Annotated in this window: 15 protein-coding genes; 11 read left to right on the forward strand and 4 right to left on the reverse strand. The window is 39.6% G+C overall.

The window, feature by feature from the left end; genetic code table 11:
• Positions 1 to 17: 17 nt before the first annotated feature.
• The 6 genes from HT711_RS00685 to carB all read left to right on the forward strand — a co-directional run bounded on the left by HT711_RS00685 (position 18) and on the right by carB (position 7,616).
• Positions 18 to 560 (forward strand): DUF177 domain-containing protein, encoded by a 543-nt coding sequence (locus tag HT711_RS00685; RefSeq protein ID WP_088791026.1) that lies wholly within the window; start codon positions 18 to 20, stop codon positions 558 to 560.
• Positions 560 to 1,189: an endonuclease III gene (gene nth / locus HT711_RS00690; protein ID WP_173233407.1), complete on the forward strand. Its 630-nt coding sequence runs from the start codon at positions 560 to 562 to the stop codon at positions 1,187 to 1,189. The genes HT711_RS00685 and nth overlap by 1 nt, the downstream gene beginning before the upstream one ends.
• 210 nt (positions 1,190 to 1,399) lie before the next feature.
• Positions 1,400 to 1,921: a bifunctional pyr operon transcriptional regulator/uracil phosphoribosyltransferase PyrR gene (gene pyrR / locus HT711_RS00695; RefSeq protein ID WP_173233409.1), complete on the forward strand. Its 522-nt coding sequence runs from the start codon at positions 1,400 to 1,402 to the stop codon at positions 1,919 to 1,921.
• 18 nt (positions 1,922 to 1,939) lie between these two features.
• Positions 1,940 to 2,863, forward strand: a complete 924-nt coding sequence (locus tag HT711_RS00700; RefSeq protein WP_173233411.1) for an aspartate carbamoyltransferase catalytic subunit — start codon at positions 1,940 to 1,942, stop codon at positions 2,861 to 2,863.
• Between the two features lie 49 nt (positions 2,864 to 2,912).
• A complete protein-coding gene (locus HT711_RS00705) occupies positions 2,913 to 3,992 on the forward strand; it encodes a carbamoyl phosphate synthase small subunit (protein WP_000166853.1) in 1,080 nt (359 codons plus the stop codon).
• Between the two features lie 447 nt (positions 3,993 to 4,439).
• Complete coding sequence (carB, locus tag HT711_RS00710; protein ID WP_173233413.1) at positions 4,440 to 7,616, forward strand: carbamoyl-phosphate synthase large subunit; 3,177 nt, start codon at positions 4,440 to 4,442, stop codon at positions 7,614 to 7,616.
• Between the two features lie 277 nt (positions 7,617 to 7,893).
• Here the strand turns inward: carB and HT711_RS00715 are convergent, their stop codons facing one another.
• From HT711_RS00715 to tacF, 3 genes are read right to left on the reverse strand one after another with little or no spacing between them, the layout of a single operon-like run.
• On the reverse strand, positions 7,894 to 8,703 hold the full coding sequence (locus tag HT711_RS00715) for a phosphorylcholine transferase LicD (protein ID WP_173249670.1): 810 nt from the start codon (positions 8,701 to 8,703) through the stop codon (positions 7,894 to 7,896).
• A gap of 1 nt (position 8,704) precedes the next feature.
• Positions 8,705 to 9,508 carry a phosphorylcholine transferase LicD gene (locus tag HT711_RS00720; RefSeq protein ID WP_173249671.1) on the reverse strand — a complete coding sequence of 268 codons (804 nt, stop codon included), beginning with the start codon at positions 9,506 to 9,508 and terminating at the stop codon, positions 8,705 to 8,707.
• Between the two features lie 9 nt (positions 9,509 to 9,517).
• Entirely contained in the window at positions 9,518 to 11,005 is a 1,488-nt protein-coding gene (tacF, locus tag HT711_RS00725; RefSeq protein ID WP_173249672.1) for a type IV teichoic acid flippase TacF, read from the reverse strand.
• 439 nt (positions 11,006 to 11,444) lie between these two features.
• Here tacF and HT711_RS00730 point away from each other — a divergent pair, with 439 nt between their 5' ends.
• The 5 genes from HT711_RS00730 to HT711_RS00750 are packed head-to-tail and all read left to right on the forward strand — an operon-like array spanning position 11,445 to position 15,634.
• Positions 11,445 to 12,152: a 2-C-methyl-D-erythritol 4-phosphate cytidylyltransferase gene (locus HT711_RS00730; protein WP_101514531.1), complete on the forward strand. Its 708-nt coding sequence runs from the start codon at positions 11,445 to 11,447 to the stop codon at positions 12,150 to 12,152.
• A 4-nt stretch (positions 12,153 to 12,156) separates the two neighbouring features.
• On the forward strand, positions 12,157 to 13,179 hold the full coding sequence (locus HT711_RS00735) for a ribitol-5-phosphate dehydrogenase (protein ID WP_049524202.1): 1,023 nt from the start codon (positions 12,157 to 12,159) through the stop codon (positions 13,177 to 13,179).
• Between the two features lie 16 nt (positions 13,180 to 13,195).
• Positions 13,196 to 14,065, forward strand: a complete 870-nt coding sequence (licA, locus tag HT711_RS00740) for a choline kinase LicA (RefSeq protein WP_173249673.1) — start codon at positions 13,196 to 13,198, stop codon at positions 14,063 to 14,065.
• Positions 14,055 to 14,933 (forward strand): DMT family transporter, encoded by an 879-nt coding sequence (locus HT711_RS00745; protein ID WP_173249674.1) that lies wholly within the window; start codon positions 14,055 to 14,057, stop codon positions 14,931 to 14,933. Before licA ends, HT711_RS00745 begins: the two co-directional genes overlap by 11 nt.
• 11 nt (positions 14,934 to 14,944) lie before the next feature.
• The gene (locus HT711_RS00750) at positions 14,945 to 15,634 is read left to right on the forward strand and encodes a sugar phosphate nucleotidyltransferase (RefSeq protein WP_000643959.1); all 690 of its coding nucleotides are present in this window, start codon (positions 14,945 to 14,947) and stop codon (positions 15,632 to 15,634) included.
• A 241-nt stretch (positions 15,635 to 15,875) separates the two neighbouring features.
• Here HT711_RS00750 and HT711_RS00755 read toward each other — a convergent pair whose 3' ends face one another.
• Positions 15,876 to 16,832, reverse strand: coding sequence for a hypothetical protein (locus HT711_RS00755; RefSeq protein ID WP_173249675.1), 957 nt, complete (start codon positions 16,830 to 16,832; stop codon positions 15,876 to 15,878).
• Positions 16,833 to 17,353: the final 521 nt, after the last annotated feature.

The following is a 17,353-nucleotide window of genomic DNA, read 5'->3' on the forward strand; positions in this document are numbered from 1 at the left end:
ATCTTTATGGAGGAAGTATGAAATTAAATATTCAAGAAATTCGTAAGCAGTCTGAAGGCTTGCATTTTGAACAAGCGTTAGATTTAGTTGCTGACCTACGTGCACGTAATCAAGAAATTTTAGATGTAAAAGATATCCTTGCAGTTGGGAAAGTCCAATATGAAGACCGTATGTATTTCTTAGATTATCAGTTGTCTTATACCATTGTCCTTGCTTCAAGTCGTAGTATGGAGCCAGTTGAGTTGGCTGAATCTTATCCAGTCACAGAAGTTTTCATGGAAGGCGCAACTAACCAGCTAGATCAAGAAGTTTTAGACGATGATTTGGTCTTGCCTATCGAAAATGGAGAACTTGACCTTGCTGAGAGCGTGTCAGACAATATCCTACTAAACATTCCTATCAAGGTCTTGACGGCTGAAGAAGAAGCTGGTCAAGGTTTTGTGTCAGGAAATGACTGGCAAATCATGACAGAAGAAGAATACCAAGCCCAACAAGCGGTTAAGAAAGAAGAAAACAGTCCTTTTGCTGGCTTACAAGGACTATTTGATGGAGACGAATAATGGTCTTGTCAAAAAAACGCGCACGAAAGGTGCTAGAAGAAATTATTGCTCTTTTTCCAGATGCCAAGCCCAGTCTTGATTTTACCAATCATTTTGAACTACTAGTTGCGGTCATGTTGTCAGCTCAGACAACAGATGCAGCGGTAAATAAGGCCACACCAGGTCTCTTTGCTGCCTTTCCAACGCCACAAGCCATGTCTGTGGCGACAGAGGGTGAGATTGCTTCACATATTTCTCGCCTGGGACTGTATCGGAATAAGGCTAAATTCCTTAAAAAATGTGCCCAACAGTTACTAGACGATTTTTATGGCCAAGTTCCTCAAACACGTGAGGAATTAGAGAGTTTGGCAGGTGTTGGTCGCAAGACAGCCAATGTTGTTATGAGTGTAGGATTTGGGATTCCAGCTTTTGCAGTGGATACTCATGTAGAGCGTATTTGCAAACACCACGATATCGTCAAAAAATCAGCGACACCACTTGAGGTGGAAAAGCGGGTCATGGATATCTTGCCGCCTGAGCAGTGGTTAGCAGCTCATCAGGCCATGATTTATTTTGGAAGATCCATTTGCCATCCTAAAAATCCAGAGTGTGACCAGTACCCACAGTTATATGATTTTAGCAATTTATAAGATGGGGTTTCAAAAGTTTTTGCTTGATTTTAGGCTCGCTTTGTGCTATAGTAATTGATAATTAAATATTCCTTTAAACCTGTCCCGTGAGGCAGGCAAGGAGCGTGATAAAGTAGAAGGGTGAAGTCTATACTGTTTGTAGTAGGGCTTACTTAGCTATACATTTCAAGTCTCCTTGTTTAAGGAGACTTTTCTTTTTGGAGGTTTGTCATGAAGGCAAAAGAAGTTGTAGACGAATTGACCGTCAAACGAGCGATTACGCGTATTACTTATGAGATTATCGAACGCAACAAAGATTTGAATAAAATCGTCTTGGCTGGTATTAAAACTCGCGGTGTCTTTATCGCCTACCGAATCCAAGAACGTTTGGAGCAGCTAGAAAATCTTTCAGTTCCTGTTGTGGAATTGGATACCAAACCTTTCCGTGATGATGTTAAAAGTGGAGAAGATACTTCTTTGGTTTCTGTCGATGTGACAGACCGCGAAGTTATCTTGGTGGACGATGTGCTTTATACAGGCCGCACTATCCGTGCTGCTATTGATAATATTGTAGGTCATGGTCGTCCTGCGCGCGTGAGTTTAGCAGTTCTAGTAGATCGTGGACATAGAGAATTGCCAATCCGTCCAGATTACGTTGGAAAAAATATCCCAACCAGTCGTTCTGAAGAAATCATCGTAGAGATGACAGAACTTGATGGCCAAGACAGAGTTCTGATTACTGAAGAAGCTTAGAAAGCTAAAGGAGTAGCCATGTCAGAAAATCAACAAGCATTGAACCATGTGGTGTCCATGGAAGACCTCACTGTCGATCAAGTGATGAAATTGATCAAGCGAGGAATTGAGTTTAAAAACGGAGCTCAGCTTCCCTATGAAGACCACCCGATTGTTTCCAATCTTTTCTTTGAGGATTCTACACGGACGCATAAGTCCTTTGAAGTGGCAGAGATTAAATTGGGATTGGAACGACTTGACTTTGATGTGAAGACTAGTTCAGTCAATAAGGGTGAGACACTTTATGATACCATTTTGACTCTGTCTGCTTTAGGAGTGGATGTCTGTGTGATTCGCCACCCTGAGGTTGACTACTACAGAGAGTTAATTGCAAGTCCAACGATTACGACTTCCATCATCAATGGTGGAGATGGTTCGGGCCAACACCCTAGCCAGAGCTTGCTTGATTTGATGACTATTTATGAGGAATTTGGTCACTTTGAGGGTCTTAAGGTTGCTATTGCAGGTGACTTGGACCACTCACGCGTTGCTAAATCCAATATGCAGATTTTGAAACGCTTGGGAGCTGAACTTTACTTTGCTGGACCTGAGGAATGGAGAAGTCAAGAGTTTGCAGACTATGGACAGTTTGTAACTATTGATGAAATCATTGATCAGGTGGATGTCATGATGTTTCTCCGTGTGCAACATGAACGCCATGATAGTGGTGCAGTCTTTTCCAAAGAAGACTACCATGCCCAACATGGCTTAACACAAGAACGTTACGAGCGCTTGAAAGAAACAGCAATCCTTATGCACCCAGCTCCAGTCAATCGTGATGTAGAAATCGCAGACCACTTGGTTGAAGCACCAAAATCACGGATTGTCCAACAAATGACCAATGGTGTTTTTGTTCGAATGGCAATCTTAGAATCCGTACTGGCGAGTAGAAACGCCAACTAAAACACAAGACGTTAAAAGACGCCAGTGAGCGTCCACGAGAGGTGAAAATATGACAAAAAGACTTCTAGTATTAGAAGATGGCACAGTTTTTGAAGGCAAGGCCTTCGGAGCAGATATTGATGTAACAGGCGAAATCGTCTTTAATACAGGCATGACCGGCTACCAAGAATCCATTACAGACCAGTCTTATAATGGACAAATCTTGACCTTTACTTATCCTTTGGTAGGAAATTATGGAATCAACCGTGATGATTACGAATCCATTATTCCAACTTGTAAGGGAGTCGTTGTTTTTGAAGAAGCGCGTCGAGCAAGCAACTGGCGCAACCAAATGACGCTAGATGAATTTTTGAAAGCCAAGAAAATTCCGGGTATTTCCGGGATTGATACGCGTGCACTTACCAAGATTATCCGTAAGCATGGTACCATGCGTGCAACTTTGACTCATGTTGGGGACAGCATGGATCATGTGACGGACCAGCTCCAAGCAACAGTTTTGCCGACAGACAATATCAAGCAGGTTTCTACTAAAACATCCTATCCAGCTCCAGGAGTTGGTTTGAGCGTGGTGCTAGTGGACTTTGGTCTCAAGCACTCAATCTTACGTGAACTTTCTAAGCGTAATTGTAACGTGACGGTTGTTCCTTATTCGACAACGGCAGAAGAAATTCTCCATCTCAATCCTGACGGAGTTATGTTGTCAAATGGTCCAGGTAACCCCGAAGATGTTCCACAGGCACTGGATATGATTCGCGGTGTACAAGGAAAAATTCCAATCTTTGGTATTTGTATGGGACACCAACTCTTTGCTATGGCAAACGGGGCTAAGACTTACAAGATGAAGTTTGGTCACCGTGGATTTAACCACGCGGTACGTGAAATTGCTACAGGACGTGTGGATTTTACAAGTCAAAACCATGGTTATGCAGTCAGCCGTGAGGATTTGCCAGAGCATTTGATTATCACCCACGAAGAAATCAATGACAAGTCAGTTGAAGGAGTTCGTCACAGATACCAACCTGCTTTCTCTGTTCAATACCATCCAGATGCAGCCCCTGGTCCACACGACGCAAGCTACCTATTTGATGAGTTTATCGAGATGATGGAAGCTTTTAAACAATCAAACTAAGAACGAGTAAAAGCTCGTCGGAGAATTTATTTAACTGAACACGGACGGAAAGCTCGGAATTTAGAGAAACCAACTTGGATTGTCAATCCTTCCTTAGTTTCCTAAAATTCAATCGCTTTCTATTCGTCCTTTGTATCTTATTTAATGTCGCTCTGTGAGGCGACGAATAGAAAGGCAGGTCGTTTCTTTTAGTCGCTATCAGGCGAACTAAAAACTCCCTGCACTAGATTTTTTACCGAAAAGTATCGTTTCGCTAAAAAATCGTTGGAGAATTTATTTAATGTCGCCCTGAGAGGCGACGAATAGAAAGGAGAAGATACATTGTTCGCGGAAGTGAACACGCCCTAAGAACTGTGTGAAAAAGCTAAACATCGTCTCGACGCTGAAGGCGTCTGCACCGAGTTTCCTATTTTCACTGTGTTCTTTACGGGCTTTGTATCATAAACTATGCCTAAACGTACTGATATTCAAAAAATTATGGTGATTGGTTCTGGTCCGATTATTATTGGTCAGGCTGCTGAGTTTGACTACGCTGGGACCCAGGCTTGCTTGTCTTTGAAAGAGGAAGGTTATGAGGTTGTTTTGGTTAACTCAAATCCTGCAACTATCATGACGGACAAGGAAATTGCTGATAAGGTTTACATCGAACCGATTACACTTGAGTTTGTGACACGTATTCTTCGTAAGGAACATCCAGATGCCTTGCTACCAACACTCGGTGGTCAGACAGGTCTCAACATGGCCATGGAATTGTCTAAAAATGGTATCCTCGATGAGCTTGGTGTTGAACTTCTGGGTACTAAATTATCTGCCATTGACCAAGCCGAGGACCGTGATCTCTTTAAACAATTGATGGAAGAGCTCAACCAACCAATCCCAGAATCTGAAATTGTCAACACAGTAGACGAAGCAGTTGCCTTTGCAGCGACAATTGGTTACCCAGTTATCGTTCGTCCAGCCTTTACCCTTGGTGGTACTGGTGGTGGTATGTGTGCCAACGAGGAAGAATTGCGTGAAATCGCTGAAAATGGTTTGAAATTGTCACCTGTCACTCAATGTTTGATTGAGCGTTCGATTGCAGGTTTCAAGGAAATCGAATACGAAGTGATGCGTGACTCAGCTGACAATGCTTTGGTTGTTTGTAACATGGAAAACTTTGACCCAGTTGGGATTCACACAGGGGATTCCATTGTATTTGCCCCTGCGCAAACCATGTCAGACTATGAAAACCAAATGCTACGTGACGCGAGCTTGAGCATCATTCGTGCCCTCAAGATTGAAGGTGGATGTAACGTTCAGCTAGCCCTTGATCCACACAGCTTCAAGTACTATGTCATCGAAGTAAACCCTCGTGTGTCTCGTTCGTCAGCCCTTGCTTCAAAAGCAACAGGTTATCCGATTGCAAAATTGGCTGCCAAGATTGCAGTTGGCTTGACCTTGGATGAGGTGATCAACCCAGTCACAGGTTCAACCTATGCCATGTTTGAACCAGCTCTCGACTATGTCGTTGCCAAGATTCCACGTTTCCCATTTGACAAGTTTGAAAAAGGTGAGCGCCGTCTTGGTACCCAGATGAAGGCAACTGGAGAAGTTATGGCAATCGGTCGAAACATCGAGGAATCTCTTCTTAAGGCTTGCCGCTCCCTTGAAATTGGGGTGCATCACAATGAAATGCCTGAACTTGCAGCAGTTTCTGATGATGCCTTGATTGAAAAAGTAGTCAAAGCCCAGGATGACCGTCTCTTCTACGTATCAGAAGCCATTCGTCGTGGCTACACACCAGAAGAAATTGCAGAGCTTACAAAAATCGATATTTTTTATCTGGATAAACTCCTACATATCTTTGAAATTGAGCAAGAATTGGGCGCTCATCCACAAGATCTAGAAGTCTTGAAAACAGCCAAACTCAATGGTTTCTCAGACCGTAAGATTGCTGAACTATGGGAAACGACCGCTGATCACGTTCGCCAACTTCGTTTGGAAAACAAGATTGTTCCAGTTTATAAGATGGTCGATACTTGTGCGGCAGAATTTGACTCTGAAACACCATACTTCTATTCAACCTATGGATGGGAAAATGAATCTATCAAGTCTGATAAGGAATCCGTCCTTGTTCTAGGTTCAGGTCCAATCCGTATCGGTCAAGGGGTTGAGTTTGACTACGCAACTGTTCACTCGGTTAAGGCTATTCAGGCGGCTGGCTATGAAGCCATCATCATGAACTCAAACCCAGAGACCGTTTCTACAGACTTCTCTGTTTCAGATAAGCTTTACTTTGAGCCATTAACTTTTGAAGATGTCATGAATGTTATCGATTTGGAGCAACCAAAAGGTGTTATCGTTCAGTTCGGTGGTCAAACAGCCATCAACCTTGCGGAGCCATTGGCAAAAGCAGGTGTGACTATTTTAGGAACGCAAGTCGCTGACCTAGACCGAGCTGAAGACCGTGACCTCTTTGAGCAAGCTCTTAAAGATTTGGATATTCCACAGCCACCAGGACAAACGGCTACCAATGAAGAAGAAGCAGTTCTTGCGGCTCGTAAGATTGGCTTCCCAGTTCTTGTCCGCCCATCTTATGTACTTGGTGGACGTGCCATGGAAATCGTTGAAAACGAAGAAGACCTTCGCTCTTACATGCGAACTGCTGTTAAGGCTAGTCCAGACCACCCAGTTCTTGTTGACTCATACATCGTTGGGCAAGAGTGCGAAGTTGATGCCATCTCAGACGGAGAAAATGTCCTTATCCCTGGTATCATGGAGCATATCGAACGTGCTGGTGTCCACTCAGGTGACTCAATGGCCGTTTACCCTCCACAAACCTTGTCGCAAAAGGTTCAGGAAACCATTGCAGACTACACTAAACGCCTAGCAATTGGTCTTAACTGCCTTGGAATGATGAACATCCAGTTTGTTATCAAGGATGAAAAAGTCTACGTTATTGAGGTCAATCCACGTGCCAGCCGTACGGTTCCATTTCTTTCTAAAGTGACCAATATCCCTATGGCTCAAGTAGCAACCAAGCTCATTCTTGGTCAAAAACTTGAAGAACTTGACTACCAAGATGGACTTTACCCTGAAAGCACCCGCGTTCATATCAAGGCACCTGTCTTCTCCTTCACGAAACTAGCTAAGGTAGACAGCTTACTTGGTCCTGAAATGAAGTCAACAGGGGAAGTTATGGGTTCTGATACGACTTTGGAAAAAGCTCTCTATAAGGCCTTTGAAGCTTCTTACCTCCACTTGCCAACTTTTGGTAACGTTGTATTTACCATCGCTGATGATGCCAAAGAAGAGGCCTTGGACTTGGCTCGTCGTTTCCAAAATATTGGCTATGGAATCCTTGCGACAGAAGGGACAGCAGCCTTCTTTGCTAGTCATGGCTTGCAAGCCCAACATGTTGGTAAGATTGGTGATGACGATAAGGATATTCCAAGTTTTGTTCGTAAAGGAAGAATTCAAGCTATTATTAACACAGTAGGAACCAAACGAACTGCTGATGAAGATGGAGAGCAAATCCGCCGTTCAGCGATTGAACACGGAGTGCCACTCTTCACAGCCCTAGATACAGCTAACGCCATGCTCAAAGTATTGGAAAGCCGTAGTTTTGTCACAGAAGCTATTTAATACCCAATGAAAATCAAAGAGCAAACTAGGAAGCTAGCCGCAGGCTGTACTTGAGTACGGCAAGGTTAAACTGACACGGTTTGAAGAGATTTTCGAAGAGTACAAATAGGAAAATAAGTTGGACAAAAAGTCTTTAAGAAGATAAGGAAAACGCATAATATCAGGTGCCGAAAACCTTGATATTATGCGTTTTATTGTGGGAATATTTACTTCATTTTCTACTAAAATTATGTTTTTGAATAACCTCTATCTTAGTAGTTTGTATGGTCGCCCTTAATCAGTTTTTGCGATAAGCTTTAATACTGTGACTATACCACTCTTGCATTTCCTTTGATGGTGGTGTCATATAATCCCCATACATCTGAGTTAAAAATTGGTCATATTTTTTTGGAACTGGTAACATACGACCTTCAAACTCAGTTAAGATGAGTTCTTTAAAGGTATCAACTGGGAAGACTTCTTTCATTCCTTCCTTACCGATCCCAACTCCTCCTTCATATTGAGGAGTGCTGGTTGCAGCATTTTTGACTAGCTGATCAATTTTCTTGTAAAAGTAACGGGGATTGACCAATCGGAGGGCGTACCAGCTACATAATCTTAGAAAATCTTTTAATTTGCTATCACCGTGAACTGCGCGTGATTTTTTTATATAAGCTAGTTGACGAAGGGCTACATACTTATAACTCTTGTCGACAATGCTCAAGTCTGTAAATCGATCAATTGGGAAGACATCGATGAAAAGGCTGGTATCATGACGCTTGTACTTAACATGGTCTTCTATAACAGTAGAAGTGTCCAAAATCGATGCGAAATTATGGAAGTACCAAGAAGATGTATCGTAGGAAAGAACCTTGTAGCGAGGGTGATTTTCTGCTTCAATAATCTTAAGTAAACGCTCATAATCCTCACGATAAAGGGAAATATCAATATCATCATCCCAAGGAATCATACCTTTGTGGCGGATAGCTCCAAGCATGGTTCCATAACTGAGAAAATAAGGAATATCATGTTTCTTACAAGTCTCATCAATATAGTCTAGCAGGGCTAGTTGAATTTCTTTAATTTCTTTTTTTTCTAAATACTGCATCCTAATCCTCCAATTTATAAGCGTGAAATTCATGACTGTAGAAGCGTTTTTCTTCTGGTGGTAGGGTCATATAATCTCCATAAAATTGTGTCAAAATAGTATCAAATTTTTCAGGTGCTGGAAGGCTTAAATTTTCAAAGGGCAAATCGATTGTTTTATCAAAAGTACCACTTGGGAAGACTTCCTTTTCCTTAAATTTAGAAGGGATAAAAGCCATATACTGCCCATTCTCACGGCTATATTTTTGAATTTCTTTCTCGATTTTATGTGCAAAATAACGAGGAGAAACCGGTCGAAGGAGCAACCAAAAGGCTGTTCGTATCCAATCTTTTAAAAGGCTATCCTTATAGACAATATTTTTGTGTTTACTGAAAGATAGAAGTTTGAAGCTTTCCAGTTTATAACAAGTATCAATGACCTTAGGATCATCAAAGCGATCCATAGGGAAAATATCGATAAAAACACCTGACTCATAGGTTTTTGTATTCCGAGTATCAATAATTTTAGTTGTACTGTCTGTTATTTTGATAAAGTTATTAAAGTAGTTTTTATCAGTTTCTAAGGATAGGAGATTATACTTACTTTTTTCCTTTTGAAAAATGTTTATAAATCGTTGGTAGTCTTCTCGAGGCATGGACAGATCAATATCGTCGTCCCAAGGAATAAAGCCTTGATGTCGAACTGCCCCAATCAGAGTACCGTAGTTAATAATATAGTGGATATTGTGCTTTTTACATAGAGTATCAATATAATCCAAAATTTCTAATTCAATTTGTTTTGCATCTTCAATGGTTAGTTGTTTCATTCTATACTCCTATGATCTTTTGAATTTATTTTTTAAGGCTAGGACATGGTTTAAAAATTCATAGAAAATGCTATCTTTGGTGAAGACAAGTAGACCAATATAAGAGATGGCTGATAGCAAGACAATCAAACCAGTATTAATCAAAAATGGCAAATTAATGACCATATCCACAGGATACAAGAAATTAATCAGGAAATAGATTCCTACAAAGGAAAGTGAAAAGAGCGAGTATCGAATAGTATAGCTAAAGATATGTCCTAAGTGGATGAGCTGTTTTCTATGGATGAAAATGATATAGAAAACAAGTAGAGAGGCCTCTGATAGCATAGTTGTCAGTAAGTAGTATTCAGGAGCCACGATGTGGTTGAAAAAGAGGAGACTATTTAAGCCCAAATTGAGTAATCCTGCAAAGACTGTATAGACTGTGATACGTTTTTCATAGCCATTTGTAAAGAGAATTTGGGAACCAAGAATGGTATCTAAGGCCAGGATAATCGTACGAAAAGCGAAGAGAGAGGTTAAGATACCACCTCCGATATATTTTTCACTACCGTAAAGTAGGATAGCATTTGGTCCTAAAACCATGAGTCCAAAACTGAGTGGAATGATAAAGAAGTTAAAGATTCGACTACCTCTATTAACCAGAGAAACATAGGCTTCTTTGTCTCCTTTACCCAAATAGTAACTGAGACGAGGCACACTCACTCCGATAGCTCCTGTTACAACACCAGCTATAACGGTCACAATTCGTTGAGCCATGGTATAGTAACTAACGTTGACATCAATCCCTGTTTTAACGAGGAAGAGACGATCCAAAAAAGTGAAGAGCATATTGGCATTGGCAAAGACCAACATGGCTGTCAAAGGGAGAAAGAGCGGTTTAAAATCACTGATGTGAATCTTAACAAGCTTAATGTCTCTTTTAATCCAAAAATAACTAATCAGATAGTTAATCAGTGTCGATAAACTCATCACAAGTGTATAGACAACAATATCGTGTTCATTTTTGACAAACAGGAAAATAGAAACCAGCATCAGGATACGGATGAAGGCAGTCTTGTAAAAAAGAAAACTGTAATTTTCCAGAGCTTCATTGACCCACTCGATTGAAAAAATCTGGGCAATGAGTTGAATCCCCATAACAAGGTAGACCTTTTTGATGATTGGATTATCTGTAAAGAAGAGAGGATAGGATAGGATATAGACAGCGGTGGTCAAAATCGTACAAGCTATGCACAAATAAAAAAGACTAGAGAAGGTTCTATTCAGATCTTTTTTGTTATCCTTGACATTACTGATGGCCCGTAAACCGTAGTTATAGACTCCATAAGTTGCAAAGGGTAAGAAAAATGACAAAATTGTGTCGACTGAGTTGAAGTAACCATAGTCAGTTCGGTCTAAGACACGCGCGACGTAGGTTCCAGTTAGGATGGGAAAAATAATATTCAAAACACGAATTCCCATGTAAGATAGAGCATTTAATTTTATACTTTTCATTCAATTTACCTCGTTTTTCATTATATCATAAAGTCAGCTAATAAGAAATGAAGGGCAGTAATACTCTTCGAAAATCTCTTCAAACCACGTCAGCGTCGCCTTACCGTACTCAAGTACAGCTTACGGCTAGCTTCCTAGTTTGCTTTTTGATTTTCATTGAGTATAAGTCAAGTAATCACTTTGAAGTTTCAAAGCTTAATTTTAAGTTTTCTTTAAGAAAACTATATTATTCTGAAGAACTCTAAAATTTCACAGCCATTTATTGGTAATGACTACAGAATTCCTAGTCATTACTAGAAATGGACTAGTTTCTTTGAATAATAGAACTCTTTAATCCTTCTATTCTAGAACGGGAGGGCCGGTATTTCTTTCATGATAGGACTAGATTGTGGTATAATAGAGAGAATAAGTTTTTTTAGTAAGACAAAGGAGAAAATAGATGATTTATGCAGGAATTCTTGCTGGTGGAACTGGCACACGCATGGGAATCAGTAACTTGCCAAAACAATTTTTAGAGCTAGGTGATCGACCTATTTTGATTCATACAATTGAAAAATTTGTCTTGGAACCAAGTATTGAAAAAATTGTAGTTGGGGTTCATGGAGACTGGGTTTCCCATGCAGAGGATCTTGTAGATAAATATCTTCCTCTTCATAAGGATCGTATCATCATTACAAAAGGTGGTGCTGACCGCAATACAAGTATTGAGAAAATCATTGAAGCCATTGATGCTTATCGTCCGCTTACTCCAGAGGATATCGTTGTTACCCACGATTCTGTTCGTCCATTTATTACACTTCGCATGATTCAGGACAATATTAAACTTGCCCAAAATCATGACGCAGTGGATACAGTGGTAGAAGCGGTTGATACCATCGTTGAAAGCACCAACGGTCAATTTATTACAGATATTCCAAATCGTGCTCACCTTTATCAAGGGCAAACACCTCAAACATTCCGTTGCAAGGACTTCATGGACCTTTATGGATCTCTTTCTGATGAAGAGAAGGAAATCTTGACAGATGCATGTAAAATCTTTGTGATCAAAGGAAAAGATGTGGCCTTGGCTAAGGGGGAATACTCAAATCTAAAAATCACAACCGTAACAGATTTGAAGATTGCAAAAAGTATGATTGAGAAAGACTAGTAAAATGATTAATCAAATTTATCAACTAACTAAGCCTAAGTTTATCAATGTCAAATATCAGGAAGAGGCTATTGACCAAGAGAATCATATCCTCATCCGCCCTAATTATATGGCGGTCTGTCATGCGGATCAGCGTTATTATCAAGGAAAACGTGATCCAAAGATTTTGAATAAAAAACTTCCAATGGCAATGATTCACGAATCATGTGGAACCGTTATTTCTGATCCGACAGGAACCTACGAGGTTGGGCAAAAAGTTGTCATGATTCCCAATCATCCTCCTATGCAGAGTGATGAAGAATTCTATGAGAACTACATGACAGGGACCCATTTCTTGTCTAGTGGATTTGATGGCTTTATGAGAGAGTTTGTTTCTCTCCCTAAAGACCGTGTGGTGGCTTATGATGCTATTGAAGACACGGTTGCAGCCATTACAGAGTTTGTCAGTGTCGGTATGCACGCTATGAATCGCCTATTGACTCTTGCTCATAGTAAGCGGGACCGAATCGCCGTTATCGGAGATGGAAGTTTAGCATTTGTGGTTGCCAATATTATCAACTATACTTTGCCAGAAGCAGAGATTGTGGTTATTGGTCGTCATTGGGAAAAGTTGGAACTCTTCTCTTTTGCCAAAGAATGCTATATCACTGATAATATTCCTGAAGATTTGGCCTTTGACCATGCTTTTGAGTGTTGTGGTGGTAATGGTACTGGACCGGCTATAAATGACCTAATTCGCTACATTCGTCCTCAGGGAACAATTCTCATGATGGGAGTTAGCGAATATAAAGTCAATCTCAATACTCGCGATGCCTTAGAAAAAGGCTTGCTCTTGGTTGGTTCCTCTCGTTCTGGTCGCATTGATTTTGAAAATGCCATCCAAATGATGGAAGTCAAGAAATTTGCCAATCGTCTTAAAAATATCCTTTATCTAGAAGAACCTGTAAGAGAAATTAAAGATATTCACCGTGTCTTTGCGACCGATTTAAACACAGCCTTTAAAACTGTGTTTAAGTGGGAAGTATAAGTCCTGGAGGTTAATTGTGGAGAAAATCATTAAAGAAAAAATTTCTTCCCTACTTAGTCAAGAAGAGGAAGTCCTCAGTGTTGAACAGCTGGGGGGAATGACCAATCAAAACTATTTGGTCAAAACAACAAATAAGCAATACATTGTTAAATTCTTTGGTAAAGGGACAGAAAAGCTGATCAATCGTCAAGATGAAAAGTACAATCTTGAACTACTAAAGGATTTAGACTTAGATGTAAAAAATTATCTTTTTGATATTGAAGCTGGTATCAAAGTAAATGAGTATATCGAATCTGCGATTACGCTTGATTCAACGTCAATCAAGACCAAATTTGATAAAATTGCTCCAATTTTACAAACCATTCATGCATCTGGTAAGGAATTAAGGGGAGAATTTGCTCCTTTTGAAGAAATCAAAAAATACGAATCCTTGATTGAAGAGAAAATCCCTTATGCCAACTATGAAGCTGTTCGAGAAGAAGTCTTCTCCTTAGAGAAAAGACTGGCTGACTTAGGTGTTGACAGAAAATCTTGTCATATCGATTTGGTGCCTGAAAACTTTATCGAATCACCTCAAGGACGTCTCTATCTGATTGACTGGGAATATTCATCAATGAACGATCCAATGTGGGATTTGGCCGCCCTCTTTTTAGAGTCTGAATTTACTCCTCAAGAGGAAGAAGCTTTCTTATCTCACTACGAGAGTGCCCAAACACCTGTCTCTCGTGAAAAGATTGTTATTTATAAAATTTTACAAGATACTATTTGGAGTCTATGGACAGTCTACAAAGAAGAGCAAGGTGCAGATTTTGGTGACTATGGTGTGAGTCGTTACCAAAGAGCTGTTAAAGGTTTGGCTTCTTATGGAGGTTCAGATGAAAAATAAAAATGGAGTTTCTTTTGGTCTACTCTCAGGTATTTTCTGGGGTTTAGGTCTAACGATTAGTGCTTATATCTTTTCGATTTTTACAGATTTGTCGCCCTTTGTGGTGGCCGCTGCTCATGATTTTTTGAGCATCTTTATCTTACTAGCTTTTCTTTTAGTGAAAGAAGGGAAAGTTCGTCTCTCAATTTTCTTAAATATTCGTAATGTCAGTGTTATCATCGGAGCCTTACTAGCAGGCCCTATCGGTATGCAGGCCAATCTTTATGCGGTTAAGTATATCGGAAGTTCCTTAGCTTCATCTGTATCGGCTATTTACCCTGCGATTTCAGTTTTATTGGCTTTCTTCTTTTTAAAGCACAAGATTTCAAAAAATACTGTGTTTGGGATTGTCTTGATTATTGCAGGGATTATTGCTCAAACTTATAAGGTTGAACAGGTTAATTCTTTCTACATTGGGATTCTTTCTGCTTTGGTTTGTGCTATTGCATGGGGAAGTGAGAGTGTTCTCAGCTCTTTTGCCATGGAAAGTGAATTGAGTGAAATCGAAGCCCTCTTAATCCGTCAAGTAACTTCATTCTTGTCCTATCTTGTAATTGTGCTCTTCTCTCATCAGTCATTTGCAGAAGTGGCCAATGGACAATTGCTAGGTCTTATGATTGTCTTTGCAGCCTTTGATATGATTTCCTACTTGGCTTATTATATCGCTATCAATCGCTTGCAACCTGCTAAAGCTACAGGATTGAACGTGAGCTATGTAGTTTGGACTGTCTTGTTCGCAGTTGTTTTCTTGGGTGCACCGCTAGATATGCTGACAATTATTACGTCACTTGTCGTTATTGCTGGAGTTTATATTATTATTAAAGAATAAAGGAGATTCGTGTGAAAGCCATCATCTTAGCAGCGGGATTGGGAACTCGCTTGCGTCCTATGACTGAAAATACCCCTAAAGCCTTGGTTCAGGTTAATCAAAAACCCTTGATTGAATACCAAATTGAGTTTCTAAAAGAAAAAGGGATCCATGACATCATTATCATAGTTGGTTACCTTAAAGAACAATTCGATTATTTAAAAGAGAAATATGGAGTTCGCCTCGTTTTCAATGATAAATACGCTGACTACAATAACTTTTACTCTCTCTATCTTGTAAAAGAAGAATTAGCTAACAGTTATGTTATTGATGCTGACAATTATCTCTTTAAAAATATGTTCCGCAATGATTTGACACGTTCTACTTATTTTAGTGTTTATCGTGAAGATTGTACCAACGAATGGTTCTTGGTCTATGGAGACGACTACAAGGTTCAAGATATTACTGTTGATAGCAAGGCTGGTCGTATCCTTAGTGGTGTATCATTCTGGGATGCTCCAACTGCAGAAAAGATTGTCAGCTTTATCGACAAGGCTTATGCAAGTGGTGAATTTGTTGATCTCTACTGGGATAATATGGTTAAGGATAATATCAAAGAGCTAGATGTCTATGTTGAAGAATTAGAAGGCAATAGCATCTATGAGATCGATAGTGTCCAAGACTATCATAAATTAGAAGAAATTCTTAAAAACGAAAATTAAAGATTTTGTATGTGAGTTATAGTCTCGATAAAAATAGTTACATCAAAATGAAATAGGAATTGGGCGAATCAATTGGGGAAGTCAAATTAATGTGTTCGTATCCTATTTCAATCTATTATACAAGAAAAGTACAAATAAGAAATCTCCAGATTAGGAACCATCAGTGAGTTCTCTAGTTTGGAGATTTTTCAATATACTTCGTTATTGGACGGTTACAATTGAGTGTTATCTAGCTTCCGGCTCATTTATTTGTTGATTTAGCCCCATCCCTATCCAGCGGATATGTCGGTGTAATGGAATCCCTAGACAGAGGCGAAACTAAGTCCTTATTTAGTACTCGATCTGTTCCTTGTTGAACATAAGCCACGATAAGACGTAGCGGTTTATCGCCTATGGATTGCTTTTTATACTGAGTCGGATATAATACTGATGTTCCATCTGCTCCTACTAGCCCCCATGCAACGATGTCATAACCTTCTGCTGAGGTTTCAATTCCACCAAAATTTTCATTATGTCCACCTTGAACCAAATACATTTTCAATTGAGAGCCTTGCGGAATATTAGAACTAGAGAATCCATTTGGTGGAGTAGGAATTTTCCCCTTAACTATAGGTTTTTCTCCTGCTTTTCCCTCTACATCTTGTTGAGCAGTCTTTCCTGGATTTAGTGGAGATTCATCAAATTCTGGTTTTGGTAGTTGATACAGAACCTCTTGAATCTTACTAGACACGTGACCGCTTCCTTCAGTTACTGTTAAGGTTGTATTGTATAGCCCATAGAGATTTTTAGGAGACTGACCGGTAATAGTTAAAACAGCTCGTTTTCCATTACTATCAATTCTTGTTTTGATTGTAGCCCAAGTTTTACCGTCCTTACCCACCGTTGGGAACCCTGATAAAGAAATATTTCTAATAGTTCCAGTTTCTACAGTAGCAATATATTTTAAAGGTATCTTGTTTAAGTTTTGACCGTTATATAAATTACGAGTGTCTCTTTCTCTTCCTGAATCATCCCTAGATCTTTTTTCCTTCCCGGTACTTCCTGTAGCAAACCCATAAACAAGCCCGGAAACACTTCTACGATTCCTAGTTTTTCCAGTTCCCTCCTCGCCTTTCTTTAGGTGAGCAGTCTTTTTATACTCCTCAAGTGCAGCATTAAAGACCTCCTGATTGACAAGCCCATTTTCTGATTGTCCCAATGCTTCGTTGAGTTTATCGTAAGCTTCCTTGAGTTTTTGGACTTGTTCTGGATTTTCAGTGCTGGTCTTCAGTTCTTGGAGGAGATGATGGATTTTGTCCGATAGAGGATAGCTACCTGAACCATTTGTGTAGTCTGTAATTTCCTCCGCTGTTTCCTTGTTTTCTAAAATATTGTTAAAAATTAGTTTGAATTTCTCAACTAATTTTATTCAGTTACTACTTTATTATGCTATAAAAAATCAAGCAACTCCTTCTTACAATAGCAAAAACAAGCATGTAATAAAAAATTAATAATTCTGACATTTTAAGATACAGAGCTTGCAATCATTGATAAAATCAGCTACCATGAGTAAGTAAGTAAGTAAGTAAGTAAGTAAGTAAGTAAGTAAGTAAGTAAGTAAGTAAGTAAGTTTTTTTGTCCCGATTATGATATAATAATTAAACTAGGTGAACTTTGCTAGTAGGAGAAACGATCTTTTCCGCTAGATGTAAACATGAAACTTCCTTTCCTAAAAAACAT

The organism is Streptococcus sp. 1032 (assembly GCF_013277015.1).
Classification (GTDB): domain Bacteria; phylum Bacillota; class Bacilli; order Lactobacillales; family Streptococcaceae; genus Streptococcus.